The organism is Pseudomonas migulae (assembly GCF_024169315.1).
In the GTDB taxonomy this organism is placed as follows: domain Bacteria; phylum Pseudomonadota; class Gammaproteobacteria; order Pseudomonadales; family Pseudomonadaceae; genus Aquipseudomonas; species Aquipseudomonas migulae_B.
The window spans coordinates 1749608-1774268 of sequence record NZ_JALJWR010000001.1; the positions used below are offsets into that span (position 1 = coordinate 1749608).

The following is a 24661-nucleotide window of genomic DNA, read 5'->3' on the forward strand; positions in this document are numbered from 1 at the left end:
CCCTGTGGGAGCGGCGTCCTTCAAGTTTTTGGACAGAATCCGCGGCGGCCCTGCAAGCCACCGGTGTGGATGAAGATCAGGCGCGTGCCCTTTGCAAATCGGCCGGCTTCGACCTGCTGTTTCAGCGCCAACAGCGCTTTGCCCGTATACAGCGGCTCGAGGGGAATGCCGCAGGCCTGTTCGGTCTGCGCGATGAACGCCAGTAACACCGGATCGACTTTGGCGAAGCCACCGCGACTGGCGTCAAACAGTTCATAGACCGGATCGCGCAAGCCTGCTTCCTGCACGATCGATTCGACCTGCTGCGCCACACCATGATCGTCGGGCACCGCCAACGCGCCGTAGACCGGATGCTCCCCCGCTTCGGCCAGCACCAGGCCCGCCAGCGTGGTGCCGGTTCCGCAGGCCAGCCACCAACCGTCGTAGTCGCTCCAGCCCAGACCGTTCAGTTGCTCACTGACCATCACCTTCAGCCGCATGCAGCCCTTTGCGCCCGGCAATCCGCCGCCGCCTTCGGGCACGGGAAACAGATCGGGGTATTGCTCCCGCCAAGGCTCCCAAAAACCTGCTTCGTGCCGCGCGCGATAACCGCCATACCCCAGCCAGTGCAACTGCATGCCGAAGGCTTGCAAGTCTTTGACCGTAGGGGTTTCTTGCGGATGACCGCGTAGCAAACCCACCGTATTGAACCCGAAGCGCTTGCCGGCAGCCGCCAGTGCATGCAGATGATTGGAGTGAGCACCGCCCAGGCTGATGATGCCTTTGGTTCCGGCGAGGTCGGCGGCTTTGAGGTGTTCGATGAGCTTGAACCACTTGTTGCCGCTGATCAGTGGGTCGATTCGGTCGAGGCGCAGGATGGCGACTTCGATGCTTGATCGGGTTAGCCAGTCAAGTTGCAGAAGGTCGAGCGGGGCTTGGGGTAGCCAGTCACTGGAAGGGAGAAGCATTGGTGCCGGCTCTGGGTAAAGAGCCAGCATCTTAACAGCAGACCTGTGGCGAGGGGGCTTGCCCCCGTTGGGCTGCGCAGCAGCCCCATACCCATACGACACGGTTTTCCAGAATCACCGAGGCGAATGGGTTTACGACGGCTGCGCCGCCGAACGGGGGCAAGCCCCCTCGCCACAGGGATTGCGTGATTACAACTGTGCAGCCAACCGCGAACCCTGATTGATCGCCCGCTTCGCATCCAGCTCTGCCGCCACGTCCGCGCCGCCAATCAGGTGCACGTTCTGCCCGGCCGCGACCAACCCGTCCTGCAACTCACGCAACGGATCCTGCCCGGCGCAGATCACGATGTTGTCCACCGCCAGCACTTGCGGCTCGCCGGTTTCACCGATGCGGATGTGCAAACCTTCGTCATCGATCTTCAGGTATTCGACACTGTTGAGCATCTGCACCTGCTTGTTCTTCAGACCGGTGCGGTGAATCCAGCCGGTGGTCTTGCCCAGGCCGTCGCCGACCTTGGATTTCTTGCGTTGCAGCAGGAACACTTCACGGGCCGGGGCATGCACTTCGGCCTTGATGCCGGCCACGCCGCCGCGCGCCTCCAGATGTGTGTCGATGCCCCATTCTTTCCAGAAGGCTTCGCGGTCGAGGCTGGTGGCTACGCCTTGGTGCACCAGAAACTCCGACACGTCAAAACCGATACCACCGGCGCCGATCACCGCGACACGCTTGCCCACCGGTTTGCGTTGCAGGATCACGTCGAGGTAGCTCAGCACCTTGGCGTTCTCGACGCCCGGAATCGCCGGCGTTCTTGGCGCAATACCGGTCGCCAGGATGATCTCGTCGTAACCGCCTTCCACCAGTTTCGCCACATCAACGCGGGTGTTCAGGCAAACCTCGACGTTGGTGGTCTGCAACTTGCGGTTGAAGTAGCGCAGGGTTTCAAAGAACTCTTCCTTGCCCGGCACGCGCTTGGCGACGTTGAACTGGCCGCCGATTTCGCTGGCCGAATCGAACAGCGTCACCTGATGTCCACGTTCGGCCGCCACGGTGGCAGCAGACAGACCCGCAGGGCCGGCACCGACCACCGCAACCTTCTTGATCTGTTGCACCGGCAGGTAATTGAGTTCGGTCTCATGACAGGCCCGCGGGTTGACCAGGCACGTGGTCAACTTGCCGCCGAACGTGTGATCGAGGCACGCCTGGTTGCAACCGATGCAGGTGTTGATTTCATCGGCACGGCCAGCGGCGGCCTTGTTGACGAAGTCCGGGTCGGCCAGGAATGGCCGCGCCATCGACACCATGTCGGCATCGCCTTCCGCCAATATCTGCTCGGCCACTTCCGGGGTGTTGATACGGTTGGTGGTGATCAGCGGAATGCTCACCGAACCACGCAGTTTGGCGGTGACCTTGCTGAACGCCCCGCGCGGCACTTTGGTGGCGATGGTCGGAATCCGCGCTTCGTGCCAGCCGATACCCGTATTGATGATCGTCGCACCGGCCTGCTCGATGGCCTTGGCCAGCGTCACGATTTCTTCCCAGGTGCTGCCGCCTTCCACCAGATCGAGCATCGACAGGCGGAAGATAATGATGAAATTCGGGCCAACGGCTTCGCGCACACGACGGACGATTTCCACCGGCAGGCGCATGCGGTTTTCGTAACTGCCGCCCCAGCGGTCGGTGCGATGGTTGGTGTGGGCCGCGAGGAACTGGTTAATGAAATAACCTTCGGAGCCCATGATCTCGACGCCGTCATACTCGGCTTTTTGCGCCAGGGTCGAGCAGGTGACGAAATCGTTGATCTGCTTCTCGATGCCTTCCTCGTCCAGCTCCTTGGGCTTGAACGGGTTGATCGGCGCCTGAATGGCGCTTGGCGCAACCTGTTTCGGGCTGTAGGCATAACGACCGGCGTGAAGAATCTGCATGCAGATCTTGCCGCCCGCCTCGTGCACCGCGCGGGTCACGATCTGGTGTTTCAGCGCTTCTTCTTCAGTGGTCAGCTTGGCCGCGCCGGAATACACACCGCCTTCGTCGTTCGGGCTGATACCGCCAGTAACCATCAGGCCGACGCCACCACGGGCACGCTCGGCGAAGTAGGCAGCCATACGCTCGAAACCGCCGGGTTTCTCCTCCAGACCGGTGTGCATCGAGCCCATCAGGGTGCGGTTGCGCAGCGTGGTAAAACCCAGGTCCAGCGGGGCCAACAGGTGCGGGTAATGAGCGGCGGTCATCGGTAACTCCACAACGAGCGATCACGGAAAAAGTGTGGGCGCTCTTTGGCGCCCCTCTGTCATGTGCAACAGACTATGAGCACTCCCCCGGTCGCTCAATGACCGTAACTGACAACTTAATGATCCAAATGTGCAGAACCTCAGGCTTCGCCCATTGGCCTGGCTACGCGGTCTCGAACTCCAGACATGAGTTTTCACTACGATTGGAATTCTTTTCATTTAAGAATGGTATTAGCCAGCCGTCTCGCGGGAACGTTAAAGGCCTGCATGAGTGTCGTGCGCGAAGTGTTCCATGTCGTGATGTCGGGCAATTACTAGAGGAGTTTCCGCGGTGCTGCGATCATCGTAACCCGCCTTGAGTGTGCTCAAACCGGCTTGGCTACGCTAGCGTAACGGAAAGCGAAACCCCTTCAGACATCGGCTTTTTACGCCTGAACCGCACCAGGGTGCCGTACAAACGTGTTGCCCCTAAGTATCGCAATTTTCTGAAAGAAGCATCCTCACCGTCAACGCTAGGGTGGCGGTCTGACAATGTGAAAATTTTGTGAGATAGCGCTGTGCTTACTGTTTAAGGAATTTCTCACCTGATGGCTGGAAACTGAGGGTAGCTAATGAGTTCTGATTCAAAAACGCTACAGCTTTCATGTATCGAGGCGTTGTTAAAGCTCGCCTTAACCGGCACAGCTTTGAGTATGATCTGGCTGGACATAGCTGTATTCCAAACCCGAATATTAGAAATGTCCTTTGTAGAGATTACTCAAGAAGCAATGCTATTTCTGTGTGCCGTACTATTTTTGGCAAGTGCCAGCACATCAGGGAAAACAGGATTTAGCGTATTGGGGTGCGGTTTCTTTACATGTCTGCTAACGCGAGAAATGGACGGACTCCTGGATCCTATAAGTAATAGCGCATGGTGCTGGCCATTCACCGCTATCGCGACATTCTCGATGGCCTTTGCATTCAATGACAGAAACCGTCAAGAGACTCTTGCTGCAATTGCGTCTTTCACTCGTACACGTGCGTTCGGAACCATGACCACGGGATTGAGCATTCTTGTATTCTCGCGCGTGTTTGGTACCGGTAATCTTTGGCATCTAGTTCTCGATGAGGGCTACGTCCGACTTGCCAAGACTACTGTACAAGAGAGCATTGAACTTCTGGCGTATTCGATGTGGTTTGCTTCAAGCATTGAGTATTTTGCGAATACTCACCTGATAAAAAAAGGCACAACCTCTCAGGAACTTGAGTTCAACGCCACCCGTGGAAACGCGATCAACCATTCATAACTTTGATCTCCGATCGATCCTCTCACCCACTTACGGCTACTTCATAGGCGCGGTTTCGCGTCCATCCTTCTTACAAAATTCGCATTTTATTGAAAGCAAACTACTAGCGCCGGTGCTAGCGTCTCGGCTTGACACTAAAAAACAATACTCAAGGCCGATCAAAATTTTGAAATCCGATGACAAAAAGAAAATACCGCCTATCAAAAAGCCTAGCAACTCAATAGGAAATATCCATGAATATTTACATGCTTATAGTTCCACTACTTGGCCTCGCGATCGCCCCTAACTTTGCTAACGCCTATGAAGCCGGCAACATCATCGTTCGCGCTGGTGCTATCACCGTTGATCCGAACGAAGACAGCTCTGGCGTCAAGAGCCCACTTGGCGATTTGGGCGGCAGCGCAACGGTTGAAAGCGACACTCAGCTAGGCCTCAACTTTGCCTACATGATTACCGACCATTTCGGTATCGAGTTGCTGGCCGCCACATTCAGCCACGATGTGGGTGTACACGGACTGCAAGGCGGTTTGGCTGGACTAAATGGCCAGCTCGGAGACGTCAAACAATTGCCCCCAACTCTGAGTTTGATCTATTACCCGCTTGACAAGAACTACGCGTTCCAGCCGTATGCAGGCATTGGTATCAACTATACCGCCTTCTATGACGCCGACATCTCAGGTAGCGCTGAATCCAAAGGTTACAGCAACCTTGATCTGGATGACTCATGGGGCATGGCGGCACAAATCGGCGCCGACTATATGATTGATGATCATTGGATGGTCAACGGCCAGATGCGTTATATCGACATCGACACCAATGCCCACGCTGACTTGGCTGGTGTTGGAGCCTTGAAGCTCAATGTGGATATCGACCCGTGGGTGTACATGGTCGGTCTTGGCTATAAGTTCTAAACCCACCTTGGCAGTAACCGACATGAGGGTCGACCTTCACCGGCCGCTCTTTCACACCACTCGTGGACATGCGAACAACTATTCATGTTTCGCGATCGCTTACCAACCGTTTATAGCTACATAAGCGAAGTTTCCGCGTCGACCGTCCTGACAAAATTCGCATTTTTTCGAAATCAAACAACCAGGGCCGATGCTAGCGTATTCATGCAAGCATTTTGGATGGACTTACAGCAGCAACTCTAAATTCACAAGGACAGCCTGATCCTGCCAATAAAATTTGCACTTGAGGACATCTCCATGAGCGTACTACCTAAATTCGCGCTGTCGGCCGTAGCTATCTGCTTAAGTTGCGCTGCCTTCGCGGGGGGCGAGAAAAAATTCCTCTACACCTTAACGAACAATATTGCCAAAAACGAAAACGAGGTCGCTCAATACCGACGATTGAACGATGGTTCTCTACAATTTATGAGATTTTATAAAACCAACGGTACAGGCATCAATAATGACACGCATGGAAAACTCGGCCCCCAGGATAACGATTCGCAAATCATCGTCACCGGTGATAAAAAACGACTTTATGCCGTAAACACCAACAGCAATAACATATCCGGATTCAATATCGGTAAAGAAGGAACTCTTACCGAAATTCCCGGTTCACCATTCCCATCTAAAGGCATCGCACCGGTCAGCATCAATATTTCAGGAAACGTTTTGATCGCCGCTAACCGGAACGAAGACTACCATCAAAAGGCGGGCTTATCTGATCCTGAGGGAGCCAGTTACACTTCGTTTGAAATCCAGCATAACGGGGCTCTTGTCCACGCGGACACTTTAAAAGTACCTGGTTTCCAAAAGCCCGCGCAAATACATGCATCCCCAACTGTGAAAAATTTGTTTTTCGCCGATGAATTCCAGGTTGACGCTGATTTTGATGGAGATGGTCCCCGATCATTTTTGGCCGGCCCCAAGCCCAGTGTTCAAGGTCAAATCAAAACAATGAAAGTCGATAACAAGGGAAAAATTACACTTATCAACGAAACCACACTACCTGAGACAATTGAAAACTATCTTTACATTGGAATGCCGGGCGTACCTTCAATGCCGCTGGGCCTTTGGAGTCACCCATCAAAAAACATACTGTACGCTGGGTTCGTAACGAGAAATCAGCTGGGTGTATTCACATACGACGAAACGGGCAGTTTGAAATTTGTAAATGCGGTAAACAATAGTGGTCAAGATATCTGTTGGATACTGGTCAACAAGCAAGCTACCAGGCTTTACACAGTCAACAACTTACCGCGCCTGAACACCCAGCAAACAGCTAGCACCATATCCGTTTATGACATTTCAGGCGAAAACGCTCTGTCGCCCATGGAAATTCAGGTTGTTAATGTTCCAATGCCTGGCGAGTCTTTTATCAACAATCGAAATGTGACGCAGCCTGGAAGTACGTCATTCGAGATAGCGCTTTCACCCGCTGAGGATTTCCTTTATGTCATCAATCAAAGAATCAATCAGACCGAGGAAAACACCATTGAAACTGGTAACGCCATACACAGTTTTTCTGTAAAAAAGGATGGACTACTTAAGGCCGCATCCTCACTCGACCTTTTAAAGGATGGATTTCCGGCGAACTCAAGGGCTCAGGGAGTCGTTGCGGTTGATTTCTGAAACCCAAAGCTTCCTCGTTAGCGCCGACGTTGTACGCAAAGAAAATACGCCTCTACCAGCATCCAAACATGCATCAGCCGCAATCATAAAATACTGACACTGTATTTTATAAACGTGCTTTTTTATGATGTAATTTATGCAATATTTACTGCTTAACTACTTGCTTTAACACTCAGCTGCGCTATAACCAATAGAGGTGAAATAAATAACGCTAACTTTGCCAGAACCTTGTAGAAAACCTCCTTTACCATCCCACAACCATTACTGGAGTAAATCATGAAACATAAATCCGCATTGATTCTATCGACTGCCATTGCCATTTTTTCATTACAGTCCTATGCCGCTGACAATTTGTGCGACGTCAATATAGAGAAAATTGATGAGGCTCTTCTTACGGCCGGCCAGAACCTCGGAGGAGGTGCAACGAACAACCTTAAGCAAACGAAGAAAGAGGCAATGGAGGCAAAAAAGGCTGGAGACATTGATAAGTGTGTAGGTTTAACTCAGCGCGCATTAGTTGGTGCCGAAAACACCAGCATGGGCGCAGGAGGCGGAAACAAATAACACTTATGGGTCCGGCGTGAGATCAGAGACAAGCCAATGGTCAAAGTCCATATGCCTGGAGAAGCGCCTAATGGACTTGTCCCTGCCAACCGGACACCAGCTCCACGTTAAATTGATGCTGCCGCTAAGTGCCTGAACTCCCTCGGTGAACGATATTTCAAGGCGCTGTGCGGATGTTGCTCGTCGTAATGCATGAAGGCAATTGTGATTGATCTACCCTTTTCTTCCCTCAACGTGGAGGACTAGCCATGAACACTATTGCTGGATCACACCCATCAGCCTTGGAACAAGGGAAAGCTCGTCGGGCAGAAAGCCCCTGCGAGTCAGAGATATCTGGGCCATCCGGATCAGACTCCACGCGGAAAAGACACGTGATCTGGCACGCTTCAACCTGTCAATCGACGGATGCAAGGACTCAATTTTCCACCGACTCCATCAGTTTCGTGCAGAAGTCGACCCTCTTGAGGCTCCTTTTGACACAAGCTGAATCCAAGGCTCACTGCGATAGTCGACCCAATTGACAAAATAAGCGGTAGTGTGTTTGGTCCTCTAGATAAGTATTGGAGACTGTAATGAAGTTTGAAAAATCACAGACAGCAGTCGACCACCTGACTCCCGAGCAACACCGGATTACCCAGGAGGCAGGCACCGAAAGGCCCTTCACGGGCGAGCACAACGACAACAAGGAGCCTGGCATCTACGTCGACATAGTGTCGGGAGAGCCACTGTTCGCTTCGACGGACAAGTTCGATTCGGGTACTGGCTGGCCCAGCTTCACCAAGCCGATCGTTTCGGAAAACGTGAACGAAGTGCGGGACAGCGCACACGGCATGGTCCGGACGGAAGTCAGGTCGGTACACGCCGACAGCCATCTCGGCCATGTGTTCCCCGACGGTCCTTCCGACCGCGGCGGTCTGCGCTACTGCATCAACTCAGCGTCCCTTCGCTTCATCCCGCGCGACAAAATGGAGGCCGAGGGATACGGCGAATATCTCGATCAGGTAGAGGAGGCTTGACATGCATCAGCGCGCTGTTCTCGCAGGCGGATGTTTCTGGGGTATGCAGGACCTAATCCGCAAGCAGCCCGGCATTGTCTCGACTCGTGTCGGTTACACTGACGGCGATGTTCCGAACGCCACTTATCGCAATCACGGCACGCATGCCGAGGGGATCGAGATCGTCTTCGACCCGGCGGTGACGAGCTACCGAAATATTCTGGAATACTTCTTCCAGATCCACGATCCGACGACGAAGAACCGCCAAGGCAATGATCGTGGGCTCTCCTATAGGTCGGGCATCTATTACGTCGACGAGGAGCAGAAGCAAGTCGCCGAAGATACGATCGCCGATTTAAATGCCTCTGGGCTGTGGGATGGCAAAGTTGTCACCGAGGTAGAGCCTGTCAGCGATTTCTGGGAGGCCGAACCGGAGCACCAGGATTATCTGGAGAAGCGTCCCGGCGGCTATACCTGTCACTTCCCCCGTCCCGGCTGGGTGCTTCCGAAGCGCCAAAACGCTGGCGATGCGTAGCCCGCAGGCGGCGCTGTCGCGGACTAGGTTTCATGGACGTAACCCCTGCGCAGGTCCGGTTTGCAACCTTCGTGGCCGCGTCGTCCAACGATGCGGTCATCGAACCCAGCCTTGATGAGGTGGGTCATGCCCGTCCGCCGCCGTCGCAGCACAAGGATCGCAGAATCATGCCAGACCTCTCATCCTTTCCAATCACGCAGCGCTGGCCGGCCTCTCATCCCGACCGCCTGCAACTGTACGCCGCGCCTACGCCCAATGGCGTCAAGGTCTCGATCATGCTGGAGGAGACTGGCCTGGCGTACGAGCCCCACCTGATCGACATTTCGAACAACGAGTCGAAGGACGCGGCGTTCGTCTCGTTAAACCCGAACGGCCGCATACCGGCGATCATCGATCCGGCGGGCCCGGACGGCAACCCCATTGCCATCTGGGAATCCGGTGCGATCCTCCTCTACCTGGCCGAAAAGACGGGCCAGCTCATTCCGAGTTCGCCCGCCCTACGTTACGAAACCCTGACTTGGGTGTTCTTCCAGGTGTCGGCAATTGGGCCGATCTTCGGTCAACTTGGCTTTTTCCTACGATGGGGCGGTAACGACTATGAAGACAAGCGACCTCGGCAGCGCTTTACCGATGAAGCCAAGCGTCTCCTGGGAGTCCTGGATCGCCAGCTGGAAGGCCGCGACTGGATCGTCGACGATTATTCGATTGCCGACATCGCGACGCTCGGCTGGGTGAATGCGCTGGGTGAGTCGTATGCTGCTGGCGACATCCTTGGCCTCAGTAACTATTCGAACATCCAGGCATGGCTCGGACGTGGGCTGGCTCGACCGGCAGTACAGCGTGGCCTGCACTTCCCTGCGAGGCCGGCATGAGCATCATCGCCGCCTACTATTACGACGAAGGCAGGCGAATCCGGGAAGTTTCGCTCGATGAGCACGTCCAGATGGACAAGGGTCGCTCGAGCTTCTGCTGGATCGCGCTTAGCGAGCCCTCCGCCAATGAACTTCATGCGCTCCAAGCGACCTATCACCTTCATCCGCTGGCAATCGATAACGCGATGCATCCGCTGTGCCCGCCCAAGCTCGAAGTCTACAACGATGAGCTATACATCGTCGCTCAGACCGCCGAGCTGGTCGGTGAGCAGATCAAGTATGGCAAGATGGCGATCTTCACCGGTCACAATCATATCGTCAGCGTACGGCACGGCAACGCCGGAGCGCTAGGTAAACTTCGGGAGCAACTCGAGGCTTCACCGGCGCTCTTCGGAAAGGGTGTCGACTATGTGCTGCACGCGATCTTGCACCGCATCGTCGACCAGTATTTGCCCATCTTCGAAATGATCGAGGATGACGTCCTGGCAATGGAGAGACGGTCGTTAGACGACTTTCTCGGACGAGAAGAAGTCGCCCACATCTTCGGCCTGAGATGCGAGCTCACGCGCTTCCAACGTACGCTCGGAGCTATGGCCGAACTGGTCAGAAAGCTCGTCCGTAGGAATTTTCCCTGCATCAGCGCCGAAGTGAGTCCGTACTTCAACGATGTCGCGGATCACGTCGATCGCGTGCAGTCCATGGTCAACGGCCTCCTTCAGATCCTGTCCACGGTCTTTGAGGCAAGCAGCCTTCTGGAAGCGCAAAGGACGGGTGTGATCACCCGCCAGCTGGCGGCTTGGGCGGCAATACTGGCAGTCCCGACGGCGATCGCTGGAATATACGGCATGAACTTCAAGCACATGCCGGAGCTGGACACGGCCTACGGATACTTAGTCGTGCTCGGAGTGATAGCGATATCCTGCCTTTTCCTGTTTGTGCGCTTCAAGAAGGCTAAGTGGCTGTGAATACGGCACATCGCAGAGCCTTATACGGGAGCTTGTCCAATCCAACTCAAGAGGCGAAAACGCCTCCACCCTCTACGCGATCACTGATCCGGCGACCGAGCATAAGGGCCTGTTGATCGACGTGTTCGATGAAATCTGTTACCGCGACCCCGTTCAAGGGTCGGGACCTCAATGTAGAAGAAGTTGACTAACGCGCATTCGCGTCATCCGATCAAGCAAGCTGGAGACATTTATGAAAGCCATTGGTTACAAGGTTCCGGGCCCCATCGCCGAGGATGCCGCGCTGGTCGACATCGATCTGCCCCGGCCTGTCGCTGCAGGATACGATATCCTGGTTGAGGTAAAGGCCGTCTCGGTCAACCCGGTCGACTACAAGGTCCGCAACAGCACGCCGCCGGCCAATGGCGATTGGAAGGTGCTGGGATGGGATGCCGCCGGGGTCGTGCGCGAGGTCGGCCCCGACGTCACGCAGTTCGAGTTAGGCGACGAGGTCTATTATGCCGGATCAATCACGCGGCCCGGTACCAATGCGGAGTTCCATCTCGTCGACGCCCGGATTGTCGGTCACAAACCTGCGTCGCTCTCCTGGGCGGAAGCGGCGGCGCTGCCGCTGACGACGTTGACGGCCTGGGAGGCGATGTTCGTCCGCCTGGACGTGGCGAAGCCCGTCCCCGGTGCGGCGGAGGCGATCCTCATCATCGGTGGCGCGGGCGGGGTTGGGTCGATCGCCGTCCAGATCGCACGACAGCGCACGGACCTCACCGTCATTGCCACCGCCTCTCGACCGGAAACCCAAGAGTGGGTAAGAGGGCTTGGAGCTCACCACGTCATCGACCATTCTCGTCCACTCTCGCCACAGATCGCCGAGCTCGGCATCGGTGCTCCCGCTTTCGTCTTTTCGACCACGCATACCGAGCAACATGTCGCCGACATCGCCGAACTGATCGCCCCACAAGGACGGTTCGTACTGATCGACGATCCCAAGGCATTCGATATCATGGTGTTCAAGCGCAAGGCGGTGTCGATCCACCACGAGCTGATGTTCACGCGGTCGATCTACGGCACACCCGACATGAATGAGCAGGGCGAGATCCTGGATGCGATGGCAGTGCTGATTGACGACGGCAAAATCCGCACGACGCTGACCCAGCGACTGTCGCCGATCAATGCCGCCAATCTGAAGACCGTGCATGCACTGATCGAAAGTGGCGCGGCAAAAGGCAAGATCGTCCTCGAAGGCTTCTAACGACCGCGATCGCCAAACATCTTGTCCAACCTCAAGAAGCCGGACGGATCACGCCCCGGCGAAGAGAGTCCCATGACCAAATCTATTGCCACCGCTTCGATCAACCGCGAAACCGCAGTCGCCCTCATCGACGCGGCGATCGCCGCGGCCCGTGCAATCGGCATCCCGGCTGCCGTCGCCGTCGTCGACGCCACCGGTAACCTGCGCGCGTTCGAGCGCACCGACGATGCGCCGTTCCTTACCGTCGATGTTGCCATCGACAAGGCTTGGAGTTCCGCCTCGTTTGGGTTCCCGACCCATGTCTGGAACGACTATGTGACCAACGATCCAAAAGTGGCGCCGCTGGCCTATCGCCCCCGGATGGTCGCTGTCGGCGGCGGCTATCCGATTCTGGAGGATGGGAAGTTGATCGGCGGGATAGGCATCTCCGGAGGCACCTATCAGCAGGATCAGGATGCGTGTGTCGAGGCACTCAGGAAAATCGGTTTCCAGCTGCCAGTCTAACGACTGTCAGGCCATCGCCGGTGGTAATGGCCGGCAGATTCCAACCTTATGAGAGGTCTAATGATGGAAGCGTTCGTCGTCTTTACGCGGGAAGAAACCACCGATCCGCATGCACTCGCAACCTATTCTGCAGGCGTCGGCCCATCGTTCGATGGTCACGACGTAACCTTTCTCGCCGCTTATGGCGCGATCCAGCATTTGGAGGGGTCGCCCGTCGAAGGGGCCGTAATCTTGCGTTTCCCGACGATGCAGGCCGCTCGTGATTGGTATGATAGCCCCGCCTACCAAACTATCGCTGCTCATCGCTTTGCCGGTTCCCGCTACCGCGCCTTTATCGTCGAGGGGCAGCGGTGACACCGACAGAAGCACGGCAGCGCTGACCACGAGGTATCGGTATGCGAACTCGCATCCCGGGGACTTGTTGGGGGACCAAGGCAGTGGCGTTAAGGGCTCATATCGCCGATCGGATCAGAGCATTGCTCGGCGAGAATGGGCTCTCTGTTGACGAGCTGGCAGAGCGGCGACGCCAGCGGCAAACGGGCAGCAGCAATCATGAGCTTGATCCAGTCGGCGCGCATGAATGGGCATGATCCGTATGCCTATCTCAAAGATGTGCTGACGCGGCTGCCGACGCAGCGGGCGAGTGAAATTGTCGAGCTGCTGCCGCACAGATGGGGCCCTTACAACTATGCAAGGTGAATTAAAAAACCGCTATCCCCGCAAAGGCCTGAAGAATGCTCTGACCTCCTCGGCCAGGATCTGAGGTTGCTCCAGCGCTGCGAAATGACCTCCATGGGCGGCATGTTCCCAGCGATGCACGTCGAATACACGTGCGACCCAACTACGCGGAGGCATAGGCAGCTCTTTAGGAAATAGTGTTACGCCTAATGGCGGGGCGACCCGCTCCCCTGGCTTGAACGTTAGTGGGTTTTGCCGATTTTCCTTATATAGCCGCAAGCTTGCCTGCACATTCCCGCTAAACCAGTACAGGGCAATATCGGTTAGAAGCGTGTCGAACGACAATACCTGTTCTAGATCGTCGGGATGATCAACCCACGCATGAAACTTTTCGACTATCCACGCTGCTAGCCCAAGTGGCGAGTCCGCCAGTGCGAAAGCAAGTGTCTGAGGCTTCGTGCTCTGCAACGCAGCGTAGGCCCCTTCAGTGGCTGCAAAGTGGCTGCTCCGACCCAGGAAATCCTGTTCTTTCTCGCTCAAAGCATCTTGGCCGGCACCTAGAGGCGGCCGATAGCTACCTGGAATGTAATTGAGATGAGCGCCGATAATTTGGGGCTGGTGATCACGGGCGAGCCACATTGAAACTCCAGCGCCGATATCCCCTCCTTGGGCGCCAAAACGGCCATACCCCAGCTGCCCCATGAGCGCTTTCCAGAGGGCCGCAATCTGTCTTGAGCTAATCCCGGCCTGGGTCGGTGCAGGCGAGCAGCCGTAGCCTGGAAGAGACGGCACCACCACATCAAATGCGTCAGCAGCATCGCCACCGTGTGCAGCAGGGTCAGTGAGTAGCGGGAGCAACTGTTCCATTTCCAGGAATGAACCTGGCCAGCCGTGGGTGATAACCAGAGGCATGGGTTTGTGCCCCTTCCCGCGCTGGTGCAGGAAATGAATGGCCTGGCCATTGACCTCAGTCATGAACTGCGGCAACTGATTGATCCGCCGCTCTTGATCTCGCCAATCAAAGTGGTTGCACCAATGTTCAAGGAGACGCTGAAGAAAAGCCGAATTGGTACCATCCTCCCAGCTGTCTGGCTTTAAGGCGTCGGGTAACCGTGAATTGCGTAGCCGCTGATGAAGGTCGCTCAGCTGAGCATCGGTGACGGCCAAGGTAAAAGGGCGGATGGGCATGACAATTCCCTATGAGGATAAACACGCTAGATTATGGCGCTGCTTTATGAGGCGCCCTGCATAGAGCGTTTCAGTCGCGATGATTTGAAACGCAGCCATGTCCCGAGATCGAGGCGCCGTGAGTATCGGCAGCGTATAGATGCCGCCCGCAATGCCTATAGCGAGCATCAGGAGATGGGTGGCAATCAGGATGAGCCAACGTCGCAACGGTTATGCTTGCTCAAGTTCCTTCACGAGCCGGTCTGCGTCGAGATGGAAGTCCGAGAAAAGGATGCGGCCGCCAGCGTCGATAACCGTAAACCACGGAGTTCCTCGTGTACGGTAGTCTTCCATGAAGGTTGGAAAATTCGAGCCGGTCGGTTGCTCGTCGTGACCGAAAGCGACAGGAAGCTCATACTTGAGCTGGTTCTCGCGCAACTTCTCGAAGGTGTTCTCATGCGCTCCTTCGAAGACGGTCTGGATCACTGCGAACCCCACGCCCTTGGAGCTCAATGCGCCATGCAACTTTTGTAGCGTCGGAAATCCATGCAAATGGCAGCCGCGGCACCAATGCTGGAACGCAAACAAGATTTTCGGGCCGGTCCCGATATCTGACAGTTTTAACGGCGCGATACTTCCTCCATCTTTGCCAATCCATTTTTGCAGCCGCAGCTCAGGCGCTTGTCGTTCGGTCGCGTTCATCTGATTCTCCAACCCCGATACAGAAGCCTATTGAATGGTCGCGCGTCGCGACGGTGCGCGAACTTCCGACCTTGTTTGCACCCTTTATCCTGAAGCCAGGATAGATCGCTCTCCACGGCGAGCCCTTCATCGCGAATTGCACCGCTCAAGACGATCTGCACTGAAGTCAATACTTTCTGATGCCAATTGATTAAAGACACCGGCCACAATGAGCTCATCCCCAACGCATACAACGTTCGGCAGCCAACACGTTCTCACTCATTACTGGAAGCTCAGACATGAAAACCATAAGCATTGAAAACTCGAAGTCCAGCGTACAAACCCACTCAACGCTTGGAACCAAAACCATGGGGTTAGGCATCTACGGCTCCTACTTAGCTCTCGCTGTTATTTACTTCTGGTTCGGCGGCATGAAGTTTACCCACTACGAGGCCGAGGGCCTGGTTCCACTGGTAAGCAACAGCCCGTTTTTGGGTTGGGTGTATGGCATTTTTTCGGTCGACATCTTCTCCAGCCTGCTCGGCATGCTAGAGATTTCGATCGGCGTTCTGATCGCAGGCCGTTTGCTGTCACCAAAACTATCCATGGTTGGAGGCGCTCTGTCTGCAGGCCTGTTTTTCACGACCCTTAGCTTTATGTTCTCCACTCCGGGCGTCATTGAGCCCAGCTTAGGATTTCCAGGGATTTCCGTTGCGCCAGGTCAATTTCTGCTTAAAGACTTAGGGTTGCTTGCTGCTTCGGTATTTGTGGCAGGTCATTCGCTGGTTGAACTGGAAAAACGTAAAGTTAATGCATAAGTTCTCTTCAATGGCTTAAGGCAGTAATGCCTTAGGCCTTCTTCCCGTCAGTTTTCCCCGCCAGATCTTTCAGCCAGTCACGAGGGCTCAACCCCGTCTTGCGTCTAAATGCGCGAGACAGCGCCGAAGGACTTTCGTAGCCGACTTGGGCTGCAATCAGCGTAATCGAGCGCCCTTCTCGCATCAGCTTCTGAGCCAGGCTAACTCGCCAACTCAATAAATATCAGCAGGTGTCTGTCCGATGACACTCTTGAAATGCACGGCATACGCAGCGCGCGACATATTTGATTCACTGGCCAACTCTGCTATCGACCAGGCACGTTCTGGGGAGTTGTGCAGCTTGCCCGCGATCAGATATCCGGACGGTCGATCGTAAGCTTCAGCCTGGTGCTCTTCGAATTTATTGTCGTTGAGCTGCGGCCCAACCATTCCCCCGACGCACGCGTCCCTTCCCTAGAGACCCTGGCAGTCACTTGAATCTCAGCTGCTTGCGATAAGGTGTTGCTGGTGAACATTGCATCAGCGTCTGAAAACTCCACCTCGACGGGCAGACTTGAGACCTTTAGTCGTTTGGCAGCAAGAGGTACTTTGGAGCCCGAAAGCGCCTGTACGAACACGAACACACTGTCATCCAAAGCGACCTTTTCGATAATTTCCGGGGAAATTTCCACCCGTACCTGGAGCAGTGTTGGTGGCAAGCCACCCACATGTTCACTCGTCAAATTGCTGGTTTTTACATCCATTGACAGACCATCTATTGCCTTTCCAATGGCCTGTACTAAAGCAGCGCGTGACGGATGGTCGGAACCCATCGCTGCTAATGCCTGATTCCAATATTTTAAAGCGTCCTGGTAACGATGCTCTTCAAAGGCAGCCAGACCTATGAGACTCAAGCTCACGAGTTCACCCGGATTTCCATTTAAAGCTTCATCTGTCAGCGCCTTGATTGGCGCAGACCACATTTTGTTGTTAGAGAAATACAGTGCTTTAGCCCACTCGCCTAATAACTCCGGTCGGCGGCCGGCCAGTGACACCGTTCGCTCGAACATTCTAGCGGCATCGTCTGGCCTCCCCTGAACCATGTAGTTTTGGGCCAGGTTATAAGCGTTCTCAGCCGACTCCGGTTGAGCGTTAACCGTGCGTTCCAGACGGTCGTTCATTTGCGCGAGTGAGCCGGGAGGCTGGGCGAACTCACGAACCAGCTCGACTTTATCGCTGGCGCCAAAATGCAGGTACAGCGCGAGCCCCAGCGCCGGTATCAAGAAAGCCACGAATACCGGTAGCGGCTTCCCTGTAGTCGAAAAACGTTCGAGGCCAGCTCCTTCGGTGTCCGCCAGCAATTCGCGGTCCGCCTCAGCGCGGGCACTGTTTGTTTGCGCAGGAGACATCACTCCGTCCCCTTGCTGAAGTTGTAGCTCCGCCACGCGTTCCTGATACAGCGCCACGTTGAAAGCGGTGCGATCTTCTTCGCTTTGGGCACGACGTAAAAACAACACAGGGATTAGCACGAAACTGAGGGCAACCAGCAACAGCAGGCCGACCCATAGCCAGAAATCAATCATTAGATTCTTTACCCAATAGGAGGAGGAGCCGTTGACGCTCTTGGTCAGAAAACACCTCAACATCATCGCCATGCCGACCACGATGACGTGCAATGATCAAGTAAATCACCCACACACCGCCCAACAACAAACCGCCAGGCCCAAACCAGAGCAACCAGGTGTGGCTGTTCAGCTCAGGTTTGTAGCGCACGAATTCGCCATAGCGATCGACCATGAAATCGATGATCTGCTGATTACTCTGACCTTCGCCGAGCATGCGAAAGATCTCTTTCCGCAGATCGGCGGCGATGGGAGCATTGGAGTCTGCGATATCCTGGTTCTGACATTTCGGACAACGCAGTTCCCGGGTCAACTCGGTGTATCGGGCGCGTTCGACCTCATCCTTGAACGCGTAAGCATCGATGGCAGCTTGGGCGGCACTGGCGGAACACAGCGCTAAGAGAGCGCCACATAGAAACCGGCTCATTGCGTGCCCTCCTGCACCAGACCTTGATAAAGATCTGCAAGCTTTTCACGCCACACCGTCTCATCTATAACGCCGACGTGCCTGTAGCGAATGATGCCTTTACTGTCGACCAGAAAAGTTTCCGGCGCGCCGTACACGCCCAGATTCAATCCGAGGCTGCCGGCTTCATCGCGAATATTCAGCTGATAAGGGTCGTGAAAATCCCTCAGCCAATTCAGAGCATCGGAATTAACGTCTTTGTAATTGACTCCATGAATCACCACCCCCTGCTGGGCCAGTTTGTTCAGCACTGGGTGTTCTGCCCGACAAGCGACGCACCAGGTACCCCAAACGTTTACCAGCGCCGGTTTGCCCAGCAAATCGGCACGGGTCAGGGACCTATTGCCTTGCACGGATTGCAGGAAGAAATGGGGGAACGGTTTGTCGATCAACGCTGAGGGCAACGCCGAGGGATCGAGGTACAACCCTTTACAGAGAAATGCTGCCATGCCAAGAAAAAGCACCAGCGGCAGTAGTAGCAGCCAACGCTTCATACGGGGGCTTCCGAGAGGCCCAGTGCGTCGCTGACCTTGCTCCTGACCTTGACTCGATAACGCTTGTCCAACGTCGCCAGTAAGCCCCCCATCGCAGTGATCAAGCCACCGAACCAGATCCAGCGCACGAACGGCTTGACGTGTACTCGTACTGCCCAAGCACCGTTGTCCAACGGCTCGCCCAGCGCGACATAAAGATCGCGGGTAAAGCCGGCATCAATAGCGGCCTCGGTCATCGTCGAACGTTGCACGGTGTAAAGGCGCTTTTCCGGATGCAATATGGAAACTTCCTTTCCATCTTCCAGCACACGAATGGTGCCTACGTCGGATGTGAAGTTAGGCCCCTGAATGTGCGTGGCGCCATCGAAGACAAACATGTAGCCGCCCAGCTCGACAGAGTCACCGGGCGCCAAGCGAAGATCACGCTCGACGCTGTTCTGACTCGACAACATTACCCCCAAGGCAAGCACGACAATTCCCATGTGCGCCAGCTGCATCCCCCAATAACTTCGGGTCAATGCACGCATACCTTTGAATACACCTTGGTGTCGGGTTTTATCCAGGAGATCACGCATACCCGCTAGCATTACCCAAGCCGCTAGCAAGAAAGTAGCTAACACGGCCCAGTGGAAATCGGTCATGGCAAACCCGGCGATGATCGCCAGCACCGCGCTGCTAACCAATACCGGGGCGAGCATGCTCAATAGCCATTTGACCGGCGTGTCTTTCCATCGCACCAACACGCCTACGGCCATCAACGCCATGAGCAGGCCCATCAGTGGTACAAACAACGCATTGAAGTATGGCGGGCCCACTGACATCTTCGCCCCGCTCAAGGCGTCGAGCGCCAGAGGATACAAAGTGCCGAGCAGAATCATCGAGGCCGCCACGACCAGCAAAAGGTTATTGCCTAACAGCAGGGTTTCACGCGACCACAGACCAAAAGCGATTCGGCTTTTTACAACCGGTGCCCGAAAGGCGAACAAGGTCAGCGAAACGCCCACTATCAACAACAGAAAAATCAAAATGAATACACCGCGAGCGGGGTCGGAAGCGAACGCATGCACTGAGGTCAGCACGCCAGAACGTACCAGGAAGGTACCCAACAGACTTAAGGAAAACGCAGCAATGGCCAGCAACACTGTCCAGCTTTTGAACACACCGCGCTTTTCAGTGACAGCGAGTGAATGTATGAGTGCTGTCCCCACCAGCCAGGGCATGAAGGAAGCATTTTCTACCGGATCCCAAAACCACCACCCTCCCCAACCTAGTTCGTAGTAGGCCCACCACGACCCGAGCGTAATACCGATACCAAGAAAGGCCCATGCAACGATCGTCCACGGTCGTGACCAGCGTGCCCAGGCAGCGTCGAGTCGACCGCCGAGCAACGCAGCAATGGCGAAAGCGAAGGCTACAGAGAAGCCCACATACCCCATGTACAACATTGGCGGGTGAATGATCAGGCCGATGTCCTGGAGCAATGGGTTGAGGTCACGACCGTCCTTCGGAATCATCGGCAGGATGCGGCTGAAAGGATTGGATGTGAGGATTAGAAACAACAGAAAGCCGACACTGATGATGCCCATGACGGCAAGAACACGGGCGAGCATGACCTGCGGTAATTGGCGAGAGAACACCGACACCGCAAACGTCCAGGCCCCCAAGATCAATGTCCAAAGCAACAGCGAGCCCTCATGAGCGCCCCACACTGCACTGAACTTGTAGTACCAGGGCAAGGCGCTGTTGGAGTTCTCGGCGACATAGGCTACTGAGAAATCATCGACCATGAATGAAAAGGTCAAACAGCCAAAAGCGAACATCAAGAACATGAACTGCCCCCATGCTGAGGGCTGAGCTAACGCCATCCATTGTCGATCACCACGCCAGGCACCTAATAGCGGCATGACCGCCTGTACGCTGGCGAAGCACAGGGCGAGGATCATCGCCAGATGGCCAAGTTCGGGAATCATGAATTACCCCTTTTTCGCTGGTATTCCAGAGGTACTCTGGACGGATTGGCCGCTGTCTTTTAAGGCTTTGGAGACTTCAGGTGGCATGTACCTCTCGTCGTGCTTGGCCAGTACTTCATCGGCCACAACCACACCGTCGGCGTTGAGTTTGCCCAGAGCAACGATGCCCTGGCCTTCGCGGAATAGATCTGGAAGGATGCCGCGATAGGTGATGGTTACCGATTTTTTGAAATCAGTGACCACGAACGACACATCGAGCGTGTCGGCCGAGCGATGCAGAGACCCCGCTTCTACCATTCCGCCGGCACGAAGCCGCGTGTTAGGGGGAGCCTCGCCGTTGGCGATCTGAGTGGGTGTGTAAAAGAGGTTGATGTTTTCACGTAAGGCGCTCAGTACTAACGTGGAAGCCGTGCCAATTCCGGCAAGCATGCAGAGGAGGAAAAGTAACCGCATTTTATGGAGCTGACTCATTTGTTTTCCTCCCGTCGTAATCGACGAAATTCCTGCTGCAAATAACGCCGATGCGCAAATAGCGGCAGCAAGGCATTAATAGAAAGCACCAGAAAACAGACACCGTAAGCAGTCCATACAAACAGGCCATGGTGTCCCATTGCAACGAAGTCACTGAAGGAGGAAAAACTCATTGCGCTACCCTCTTCGCGTCATGGGCCAGTGAGCTCTTCATAACCTCGTTTCGAACCCAACTGGTTCTACACCCACGCTTTAGTAACTCCAGGCGCATTCGTAGCAACAACACCGCGCCGAAAAAACAATAGAAGCCCAGTGCTGTAAACAGTAAGGGAAGCCACATTTCGACGGGCATCGCGGGCTTTTCAGTAAGACTGAAACTCGCACTTTGATGGAGCGTGTTCCACCATTCGACCGAATATTTGATAATGGGGATATTTATCACACCAACTATCGCCAGTACCGCGCATGCCTGAGCAGCACTGTTACGGTTTGTTATGGCGTTACCCAGCGCTATCAGGCCGAAGTACAAAAACAACAAAATCAGCATAGATGTTAGACGTGCATCCCAAACCCACCAAGAGCCCCACGTGGGTTTACCCCAGATGGCTCCGGTGACAAGCGAAACAGCGGTCATCCACGCTCCAATCGGCGCAGCACACTGCAGAGCAACGTCTGCAATCTTCATTTTCCAAACTAAACTGACTATCCCGCATATCGCCAACATGATGTAACACGACTGCGCAAGCATTGCCGCTGGAACATGAATATATATAATTCGAAAACTATTGCCCTGTTGGTAATCCGGGGGTGCGAAGGCCAACCCCCATATCACACCCGTAGCAACCAGCAGTGCGGCGAGGCCACTGAGCCACGGCATAAAGCGACTACTTGTCTCATAAAACCACTTGGGAGAGCCCAGTCGATGAAACCAACGAAATGCCATAGCAGTATGTCCGCGTTTAGGTGGAATAACACCTTCATCGTATAATGCCGTTATCAATGAGTGACGTTGGCTCTATCACAGCCCGAAAACCAATGAGTCCGAAATTAGTCAGAGACTTAACTTATAAACGGCCAACTCGTATAAACGGCCCACTCACTTTTCACCAAACGTCGCGATGTACGCGATGACGTCCCGACGTGCTCGCTCATCGCTGACCTTGACAGTCATTTTTGTAGTGACGGAGTCGTCATTAACGACACCCTTGATGTAGGTTTGAGGGTCGGCCAGCCAATTGAAAACTTTGTCCTGATCCCACTTCATCTCAGCCTGAGCGGCCTTCTGCAAGCCCGTGCCATAGGAATAATCTGGGAGCGATCCCATTTTTCTATTTAGCACTCCCGTCAGATTTGGGCCGATTCCATTACTTGACATTGGCCCGACTTGATGACAAATCGAACATTGCTGAAAAACAACTTCACCGCGTTTCGCGTCACCCTCCTGCGCGAGCAAAGGTGTCATAAACGTCGACACCAGCAGCCCGGCACACACTTTTGCTGAGCGGTTCATAAATAAGCTGTTCATATAATACTCCCGACACCAGTTGCACACTTATTATCTCTATCAGGCATGCAGCTAACGTTTAACCCAGGGCAACACCCTGGCACACCCAAGCCAATCGAGCTGAAAACAGAGACGAACGTGCCCAAGATTTTGATATCAGCACTCTAAGAACCGAGGCAATATAAATCCGCTGGTTAGCCGTTCTGCTTTTCTAATTCACATACGCCATTGAACAAGCGTCTATTGAGATTTGATTCTCGGAATGCCAAGCCTCAATGTCAAGCAGCGACGCCAAGCCATTGCAAACTCCGCACGATTTTGAAAGAGCGACCTCCGCTCGTGCGTTAGCCTCCAAATGCATCATCACCAAACATCCCGCTTCTAGGATCAGAGAATCAACTCTGGCGTACTGGAGACAAAAAATGAAAAGCCTGATAATTAATAGGTCAGCTGCGATAGCGATAACTGCGTGCATTGGGTTATATGCCGCTGCAGCGCAATCTGCAGACTACGCAGACGTAAAAATTGGCCCGACATTCAACGATAAAGGTCAGCTGGAACAGCCAAAGAATTTCCGTCAGTGGGTTTTTATTGGGGCTCCTCTCACGCCAAACGGACTGAATAACGGAAAAGCAGGCTTTCCTGAATTTCACAACGTTTATGTAGAACCTGCGGCTTTCGAGCATTATCGAAAAACGGGTACCTGGCCCGAAGGGACAATGATGGTAAAAGAACTGCACCTGACTCAAAAGGGCCAGTTACCGGATGGTTCGAGTGTTGAACCATCGGGTAGAGGCTATTTCCCTGGCGGCGGGCCGAGTGGGCTAGACATTTCCGTTAAAGATAGTAAGCGTTTCGCAAAAACAAAAAACTGGGGTTACTTCAACTTCGGCCACCACGCGCCTCCATACTCCGCTGTCTCTACGGAGTCGCCGAAAGAGGCGTGCGCCGGCTGCCATATCGATAACGCCAAAGAAGACATGGTCTATATCCAGTTCTACAAACCGATTCTATCTGCTCTCCCCCTTCCTTAAACACAAGAAAACATCAACAAACAAAGCCTTATTTACTTAAGGCTTTTTTGCCTATACCACCATCACAAACAATCAAATGCCTCCGACTGCTAGCTATTACCCCATATAGCAATGCGGCAAGCTTTGGCGCCAACTGTGCGTAGAGGCAAACGCACGCCCGCCCCTGGCGCATCTCGTAAAACAAACCAAAAAAGCGCACGTTTTTGGAATAAGCGTACAAAACAATAGGTTAGGGTATCGCCCGGCGATAATAGTTTTCCCATAGGTATTTAGTGAAACTAGTAAATCAACCATTTCAAGTCGTTTGCTTCCAATCCTTCCGACCCATGAACTTTAAAGAAATTAAATACTAGGAAAAATTGATGGTGCATTGCGTGCACCCGGCTAATTTTTTTGCCGGCGATGAGAAGAACCCACTTGCTGGTGAGGATCAGGAAATTTTAAGGAACTCAATTCTGGAGCTTTGCGAATCAAGAATTTCAACACTTGCAATCAAGGCTGGGGACCGTGCGCCTGATTTCGCGCTGGCCGATGCAAATGGAGACGACGTAAATTCGATTGACCTGGTCCGAAAAGGGCCAATGATTGTAGTTTTTCTGAGAGGATTGTGGTGCTGGTATTCGCATGCGACACTCATTGCCCTGGAAACAATTAGTGAAACATTAAATAACATTGGAGTATCAATCGTCGCCATATCGCCACAGCTACATTTTTCAGATGCCGATATGGACAGAAAACAACAGGTCAGCTTTCCAATTCTGTGCGATGCTCACAGTCGAGTCGCGTTGGAATTTCAGGTTGCATGGCGCCTATCAGCCCATCTTAAGAATACGTATCGCGCATTGGGCGCAGACCTCGACAAGATGAATGGAGCAGATTGCGACCTGTTACCCATGGCGTCGTTATTTGTTATCGACAGACAAGGGACTATTGTGTATTCAGAGGTCAACGCGGATCATATACAATCAATGAATACGGAAGAGCTTCTTATAGTACTGAACAACATGCCATCGCCTCGCAAAATCCGTGCATTGGAATAGCCACCTTCCCTT

The 24661-nt window shown here is 54.2% G+C and carries 27 protein-coding genes and 3 pseudogenes; 16 read left to right on the top strand and 14 right to left on the bottom strand.

Annotated features, from left to right (window positions below):
* Positions 1-20: 20 nt before the first annotated feature.
* Both J2Y86_RS08035 and J2Y86_RS08040 read right to left on the bottom strand, forming a co-directional pair.
* Positions 21-947 (bottom strand): 1-aminocyclopropane-1-carboxylate deaminase/D-cysteine desulfhydrase, encoded by a 927-nt coding sequence (locus J2Y86_RS08035; RefSeq protein WP_253429442.1) that lies wholly within the window; start codon positions 945-947, stop codon positions 21-23.
* Between the two features lie 189 nt (positions 948-1136).
* Positions 1137-3176: an FAD-dependent oxidoreductase gene (locus tag J2Y86_RS08040; protein ID WP_253429444.1), complete on the bottom strand. Its 2040-nt coding sequence runs from the start codon at positions 3174-3176 to the stop codon at positions 1137-1139.
* A 611-nt stretch (positions 3177-3787) separates the two neighbouring features.
* Between J2Y86_RS08040 and J2Y86_RS08045 the strand changes: the two genes are divergently transcribed.
* The 12 genes and pseudogenes from J2Y86_RS08045 (at position 3788) to J2Y86_RS08100 (ending at position 13079) form a co-directional block, all read left to right on the top strand.
* Positions 3788-4462, top strand: a complete 675-nt coding sequence (locus J2Y86_RS08045) for a hypothetical protein (protein ID WP_253429446.1) — start codon at positions 3788-3790, stop codon at positions 4460-4462.
* 233 nt (positions 4463-4695) lie between these two features.
* The gene (locus tag J2Y86_RS08050) at positions 4696-5373 is read left to right on the top strand and encodes an OmpW/AlkL family protein (RefSeq protein ID WP_253429448.1); all 678 of its coding nucleotides are present in this window, start codon (positions 4696-4698) and stop codon (positions 5371-5373) included.
* Positions 5374-5670: 297 nt separating this feature from the next.
* Positions 5671-7044: a lactonase family protein gene (locus J2Y86_RS08055; protein WP_253429450.1), complete on the top strand. Its 1374-nt coding sequence runs from the start codon at positions 5671-5673 to the stop codon at positions 7042-7044.
* 276 nt (positions 7045-7320) lie between these two features.
* Entirely contained in the window at positions 7321-7608 is a 288-nt protein-coding gene (locus J2Y86_RS08060; RefSeq protein ID WP_253429452.1) for a hypothetical protein, read from the top strand.
* A gap of 258 nt (positions 7609-7866) precedes the next feature.
* Positions 7867-8011 (top strand): annotated as a pseudogene (locus J2Y86_RS08065) (integrase); the annotation flags it as partial.
* Between the two features lie 169 nt (positions 8012-8180).
* Positions 8181-8624, top strand: coding sequence for a peptide-methionine (R)-S-oxide reductase MsrB (msrB, locus tag J2Y86_RS08070; protein WP_253429454.1), 444 nt, complete (start codon positions 8181-8183; stop codon positions 8622-8624).
* 1 nt (position 8625) lies between these two features.
* Positions 8626-9138 (top strand): peptide-methionine (S)-S-oxide reductase MsrA, encoded by a 513-nt coding sequence (msrA, locus tag J2Y86_RS08075; protein WP_253429457.1) that lies wholly within the window; start codon positions 8626-8628, stop codon positions 9136-9138.
* Positions 9139-9305: 167 nt separating this feature from the next.
* Positions 9306-10010 (top strand): glutathione S-transferase N-terminal domain-containing protein, encoded by a 705-nt coding sequence (locus tag J2Y86_RS08080; RefSeq protein WP_253440169.1) that lies wholly within the window; start codon positions 9306-9308, stop codon positions 10008-10010.
* Positions 10007-10975, top strand: a complete 969-nt coding sequence (locus J2Y86_RS08085) for a magnesium and cobalt transport protein CorA (RefSeq protein ID WP_253429459.1) — start codon at positions 10007-10009, stop codon at positions 10973-10975. Before J2Y86_RS08080 ends, J2Y86_RS08085 begins: the two co-directional genes overlap by 4 nt.
* 232 nt (positions 10976-11207) lie before the next feature.
* The gene (locus tag J2Y86_RS08090; protein ID WP_253429462.1) at positions 11208-12221 is read left to right on the top strand and encodes a zinc-binding alcohol dehydrogenase family protein; all 1014 of its coding nucleotides are present in this window, start codon (positions 11208-11210) and stop codon (positions 12219-12221) included.
* Positions 12222-12293: 72 nt separating this feature from the next.
* The gene (locus J2Y86_RS08095) at positions 12294-12725 is read left to right on the top strand and encodes a GlcG/HbpS family heme-binding protein (RefSeq protein ID WP_253429464.1); all 432 of its coding nucleotides are present in this window, start codon (positions 12294-12296) and stop codon (positions 12723-12725) included.
* A gap of 60 nt (positions 12726-12785) precedes the next feature.
* Positions 12786-13079, top strand: a complete 294-nt coding sequence (locus J2Y86_RS08100; RefSeq protein ID WP_253429466.1) for a DUF1330 domain-containing protein — start codon at positions 12786-12788, stop codon at positions 13077-13079.
* An 89-nt stretch (positions 13080-13168) separates the two neighbouring features.
* Here J2Y86_RS08100 and J2Y86_RS30175 read toward each other — a convergent pair whose 3' ends face one another.
* Positions 13169-13303: a hypothetical protein gene (locus J2Y86_RS30175; RefSeq protein ID WP_301309041.1), complete on the bottom strand. Its 135-nt coding sequence runs from the start codon at positions 13301-13303 to the stop codon at positions 13169-13171.
* On the opposite strand from J2Y86_RS30175, the pseudogene J2Y86_RS08105 reads away from it, so the two are divergent.
* Positions 13254-13424, top strand: a pseudogene (locus J2Y86_RS08105) (transposase domain-containing protein); the annotation flags it as partial. The gene J2Y86_RS30175 and the pseudogene J2Y86_RS08105 sit on opposite strands and share 50 nt — an antisense overlap.
* 12 nt (positions 13425-13436) lie before the next feature.
* On the opposite strand, the gene J2Y86_RS08110 reads toward J2Y86_RS08105, so the two are convergent.
* Both J2Y86_RS08110 and J2Y86_RS08115 read right to left on the bottom strand, forming a co-directional pair.
* Positions 13437-14591, bottom strand: a complete 1155-nt coding sequence (locus tag J2Y86_RS08110; RefSeq protein ID WP_253429469.1) for an epoxide hydrolase family protein — start codon at positions 14589-14591, stop codon at positions 13437-13439.
* Positions 14592-14801: 210 nt separating this feature from the next.
* Positions 14802-15272, bottom strand: a complete 471-nt coding sequence (locus tag J2Y86_RS08115; protein ID WP_253429471.1) for a TlpA family protein disulfide reductase — start codon at positions 15270-15272, stop codon at positions 14802-14804.
* A gap of 278 nt (positions 15273-15550) precedes the next feature.
* Between J2Y86_RS08115 and J2Y86_RS08120 the strand changes: the two genes are divergently transcribed.
* Positions 15551-16069: a YkgB family protein gene (locus J2Y86_RS08120; RefSeq protein WP_253429473.1), complete on the top strand. Its 519-nt coding sequence runs from the start codon at positions 15551-15553 to the stop codon at positions 16067-16069.
* Positions 16070-16100: 31 nt separating this feature from the next.
* On the opposite strand, the pseudogene J2Y86_RS08125 reads toward J2Y86_RS08120, so the two are convergent.
* The 9 genes and pseudogenes from J2Y86_RS08125 to J2Y86_RS08165 form a co-directional block, all read right to left on the bottom strand.
* Positions 16101-16411, bottom strand: a pseudogene (locus J2Y86_RS08125) (helix-turn-helix domain-containing protein); the annotation flags it as partial.
* A gap of 8 nt (positions 16412-16419) precedes the next feature.
* Positions 16420-17631: a c-type cytochrome biogenesis protein CcmI gene (gene ccmI, locus J2Y86_RS08130; protein ID WP_253429475.1), complete on the bottom strand. Its 1212-nt coding sequence runs from the start codon at positions 17629-17631 to the stop codon at positions 16420-16422.
* Positions 17624-18097 carry a cytochrome c-type biogenesis protein gene (locus J2Y86_RS08135; RefSeq protein WP_253429477.1) on the bottom strand — a complete coding sequence of 158 codons (474 nt, stop codon included), beginning with the start codon at positions 18095-18097 and terminating at the stop codon, positions 17624-17626. The genes ccmI and J2Y86_RS08135 overlap by 8 nt, the downstream gene beginning before the upstream one ends.
* Complete coding sequence (locus tag J2Y86_RS08140) at positions 18094-18630, bottom strand: DsbE family thiol:disulfide interchange protein (RefSeq protein ID WP_253429479.1); 537 nt, start codon at positions 18628-18630, stop codon at positions 18094-18096. Before J2Y86_RS08140 ends, J2Y86_RS08135 begins: the two co-directional genes overlap by 4 nt.
* Positions 18627-20600: a heme lyase CcmF/NrfE family subunit gene (locus J2Y86_RS08145; protein ID WP_253429481.1), complete on the bottom strand. Its 1974-nt coding sequence runs from the start codon at positions 20598-20600 to the stop codon at positions 18627-18629. The genes J2Y86_RS08140 and J2Y86_RS08145 overlap by 4 nt, the downstream gene beginning before the upstream one ends.
* A 3-nt stretch (positions 20601-20603) precedes the next feature.
* Positions 20604-21071 (bottom strand): cytochrome c maturation protein CcmE, encoded by a 468-nt coding sequence (gene ccmE, locus J2Y86_RS08150; RefSeq protein ID WP_253429483.1) that lies wholly within the window; start codon positions 21069-21071, stop codon positions 20604-20606.
* A complete protein-coding gene (ccmD, locus tag J2Y86_RS08155) occupies positions 21068-21244 on the bottom strand; it encodes a heme exporter protein CcmD (RefSeq protein WP_253429485.1) in 177 nt (58 codons plus the stop codon). The genes ccmE and ccmD overlap by 4 nt, the downstream gene beginning before the upstream one ends.
* Positions 21241-22014 carry a heme ABC transporter permease gene (locus tag J2Y86_RS08160; protein ID WP_253429488.1) on the bottom strand — a complete coding sequence of 258 codons (774 nt, stop codon included), beginning with the start codon at positions 22012-22014 and terminating at the stop codon, positions 21241-21243. Before J2Y86_RS08160 ends, ccmD begins: the two co-directional genes overlap by 4 nt.
* A 153-nt stretch (positions 22015-22167) precedes the next feature.
* Positions 22168-22596, bottom strand: a complete 429-nt coding sequence (locus tag J2Y86_RS08165) for a c-type cytochrome (protein ID WP_253429490.1) — start codon at positions 22594-22596, stop codon at positions 22168-22170.
* A gap of 401 nt (positions 22597-22997) precedes the next feature.
* Here J2Y86_RS08165 and J2Y86_RS08170 point away from each other — a divergent pair, with 401 nt between their 5' ends.
* Together J2Y86_RS08170 and J2Y86_RS08175 are read left to right on the top strand one after the other, a co-directional pair.
* Positions 22998-23609 (top strand): cytochrome P460 family protein, encoded by a 612-nt coding sequence (locus tag J2Y86_RS08170; protein ID WP_253429492.1) that lies wholly within the window; start codon positions 22998-23000, stop codon positions 23607-23609.
* 374 nt (positions 23610-23983) lie between these two features.
* Positions 23984-24649, top strand: a complete 666-nt coding sequence (locus J2Y86_RS08175) for a peroxiredoxin-like family protein (protein ID WP_253429493.1) — start codon at positions 23984-23986, stop codon at positions 24647-24649.
* Positions 24650-24661 lie beyond the last annotated feature (12 nt).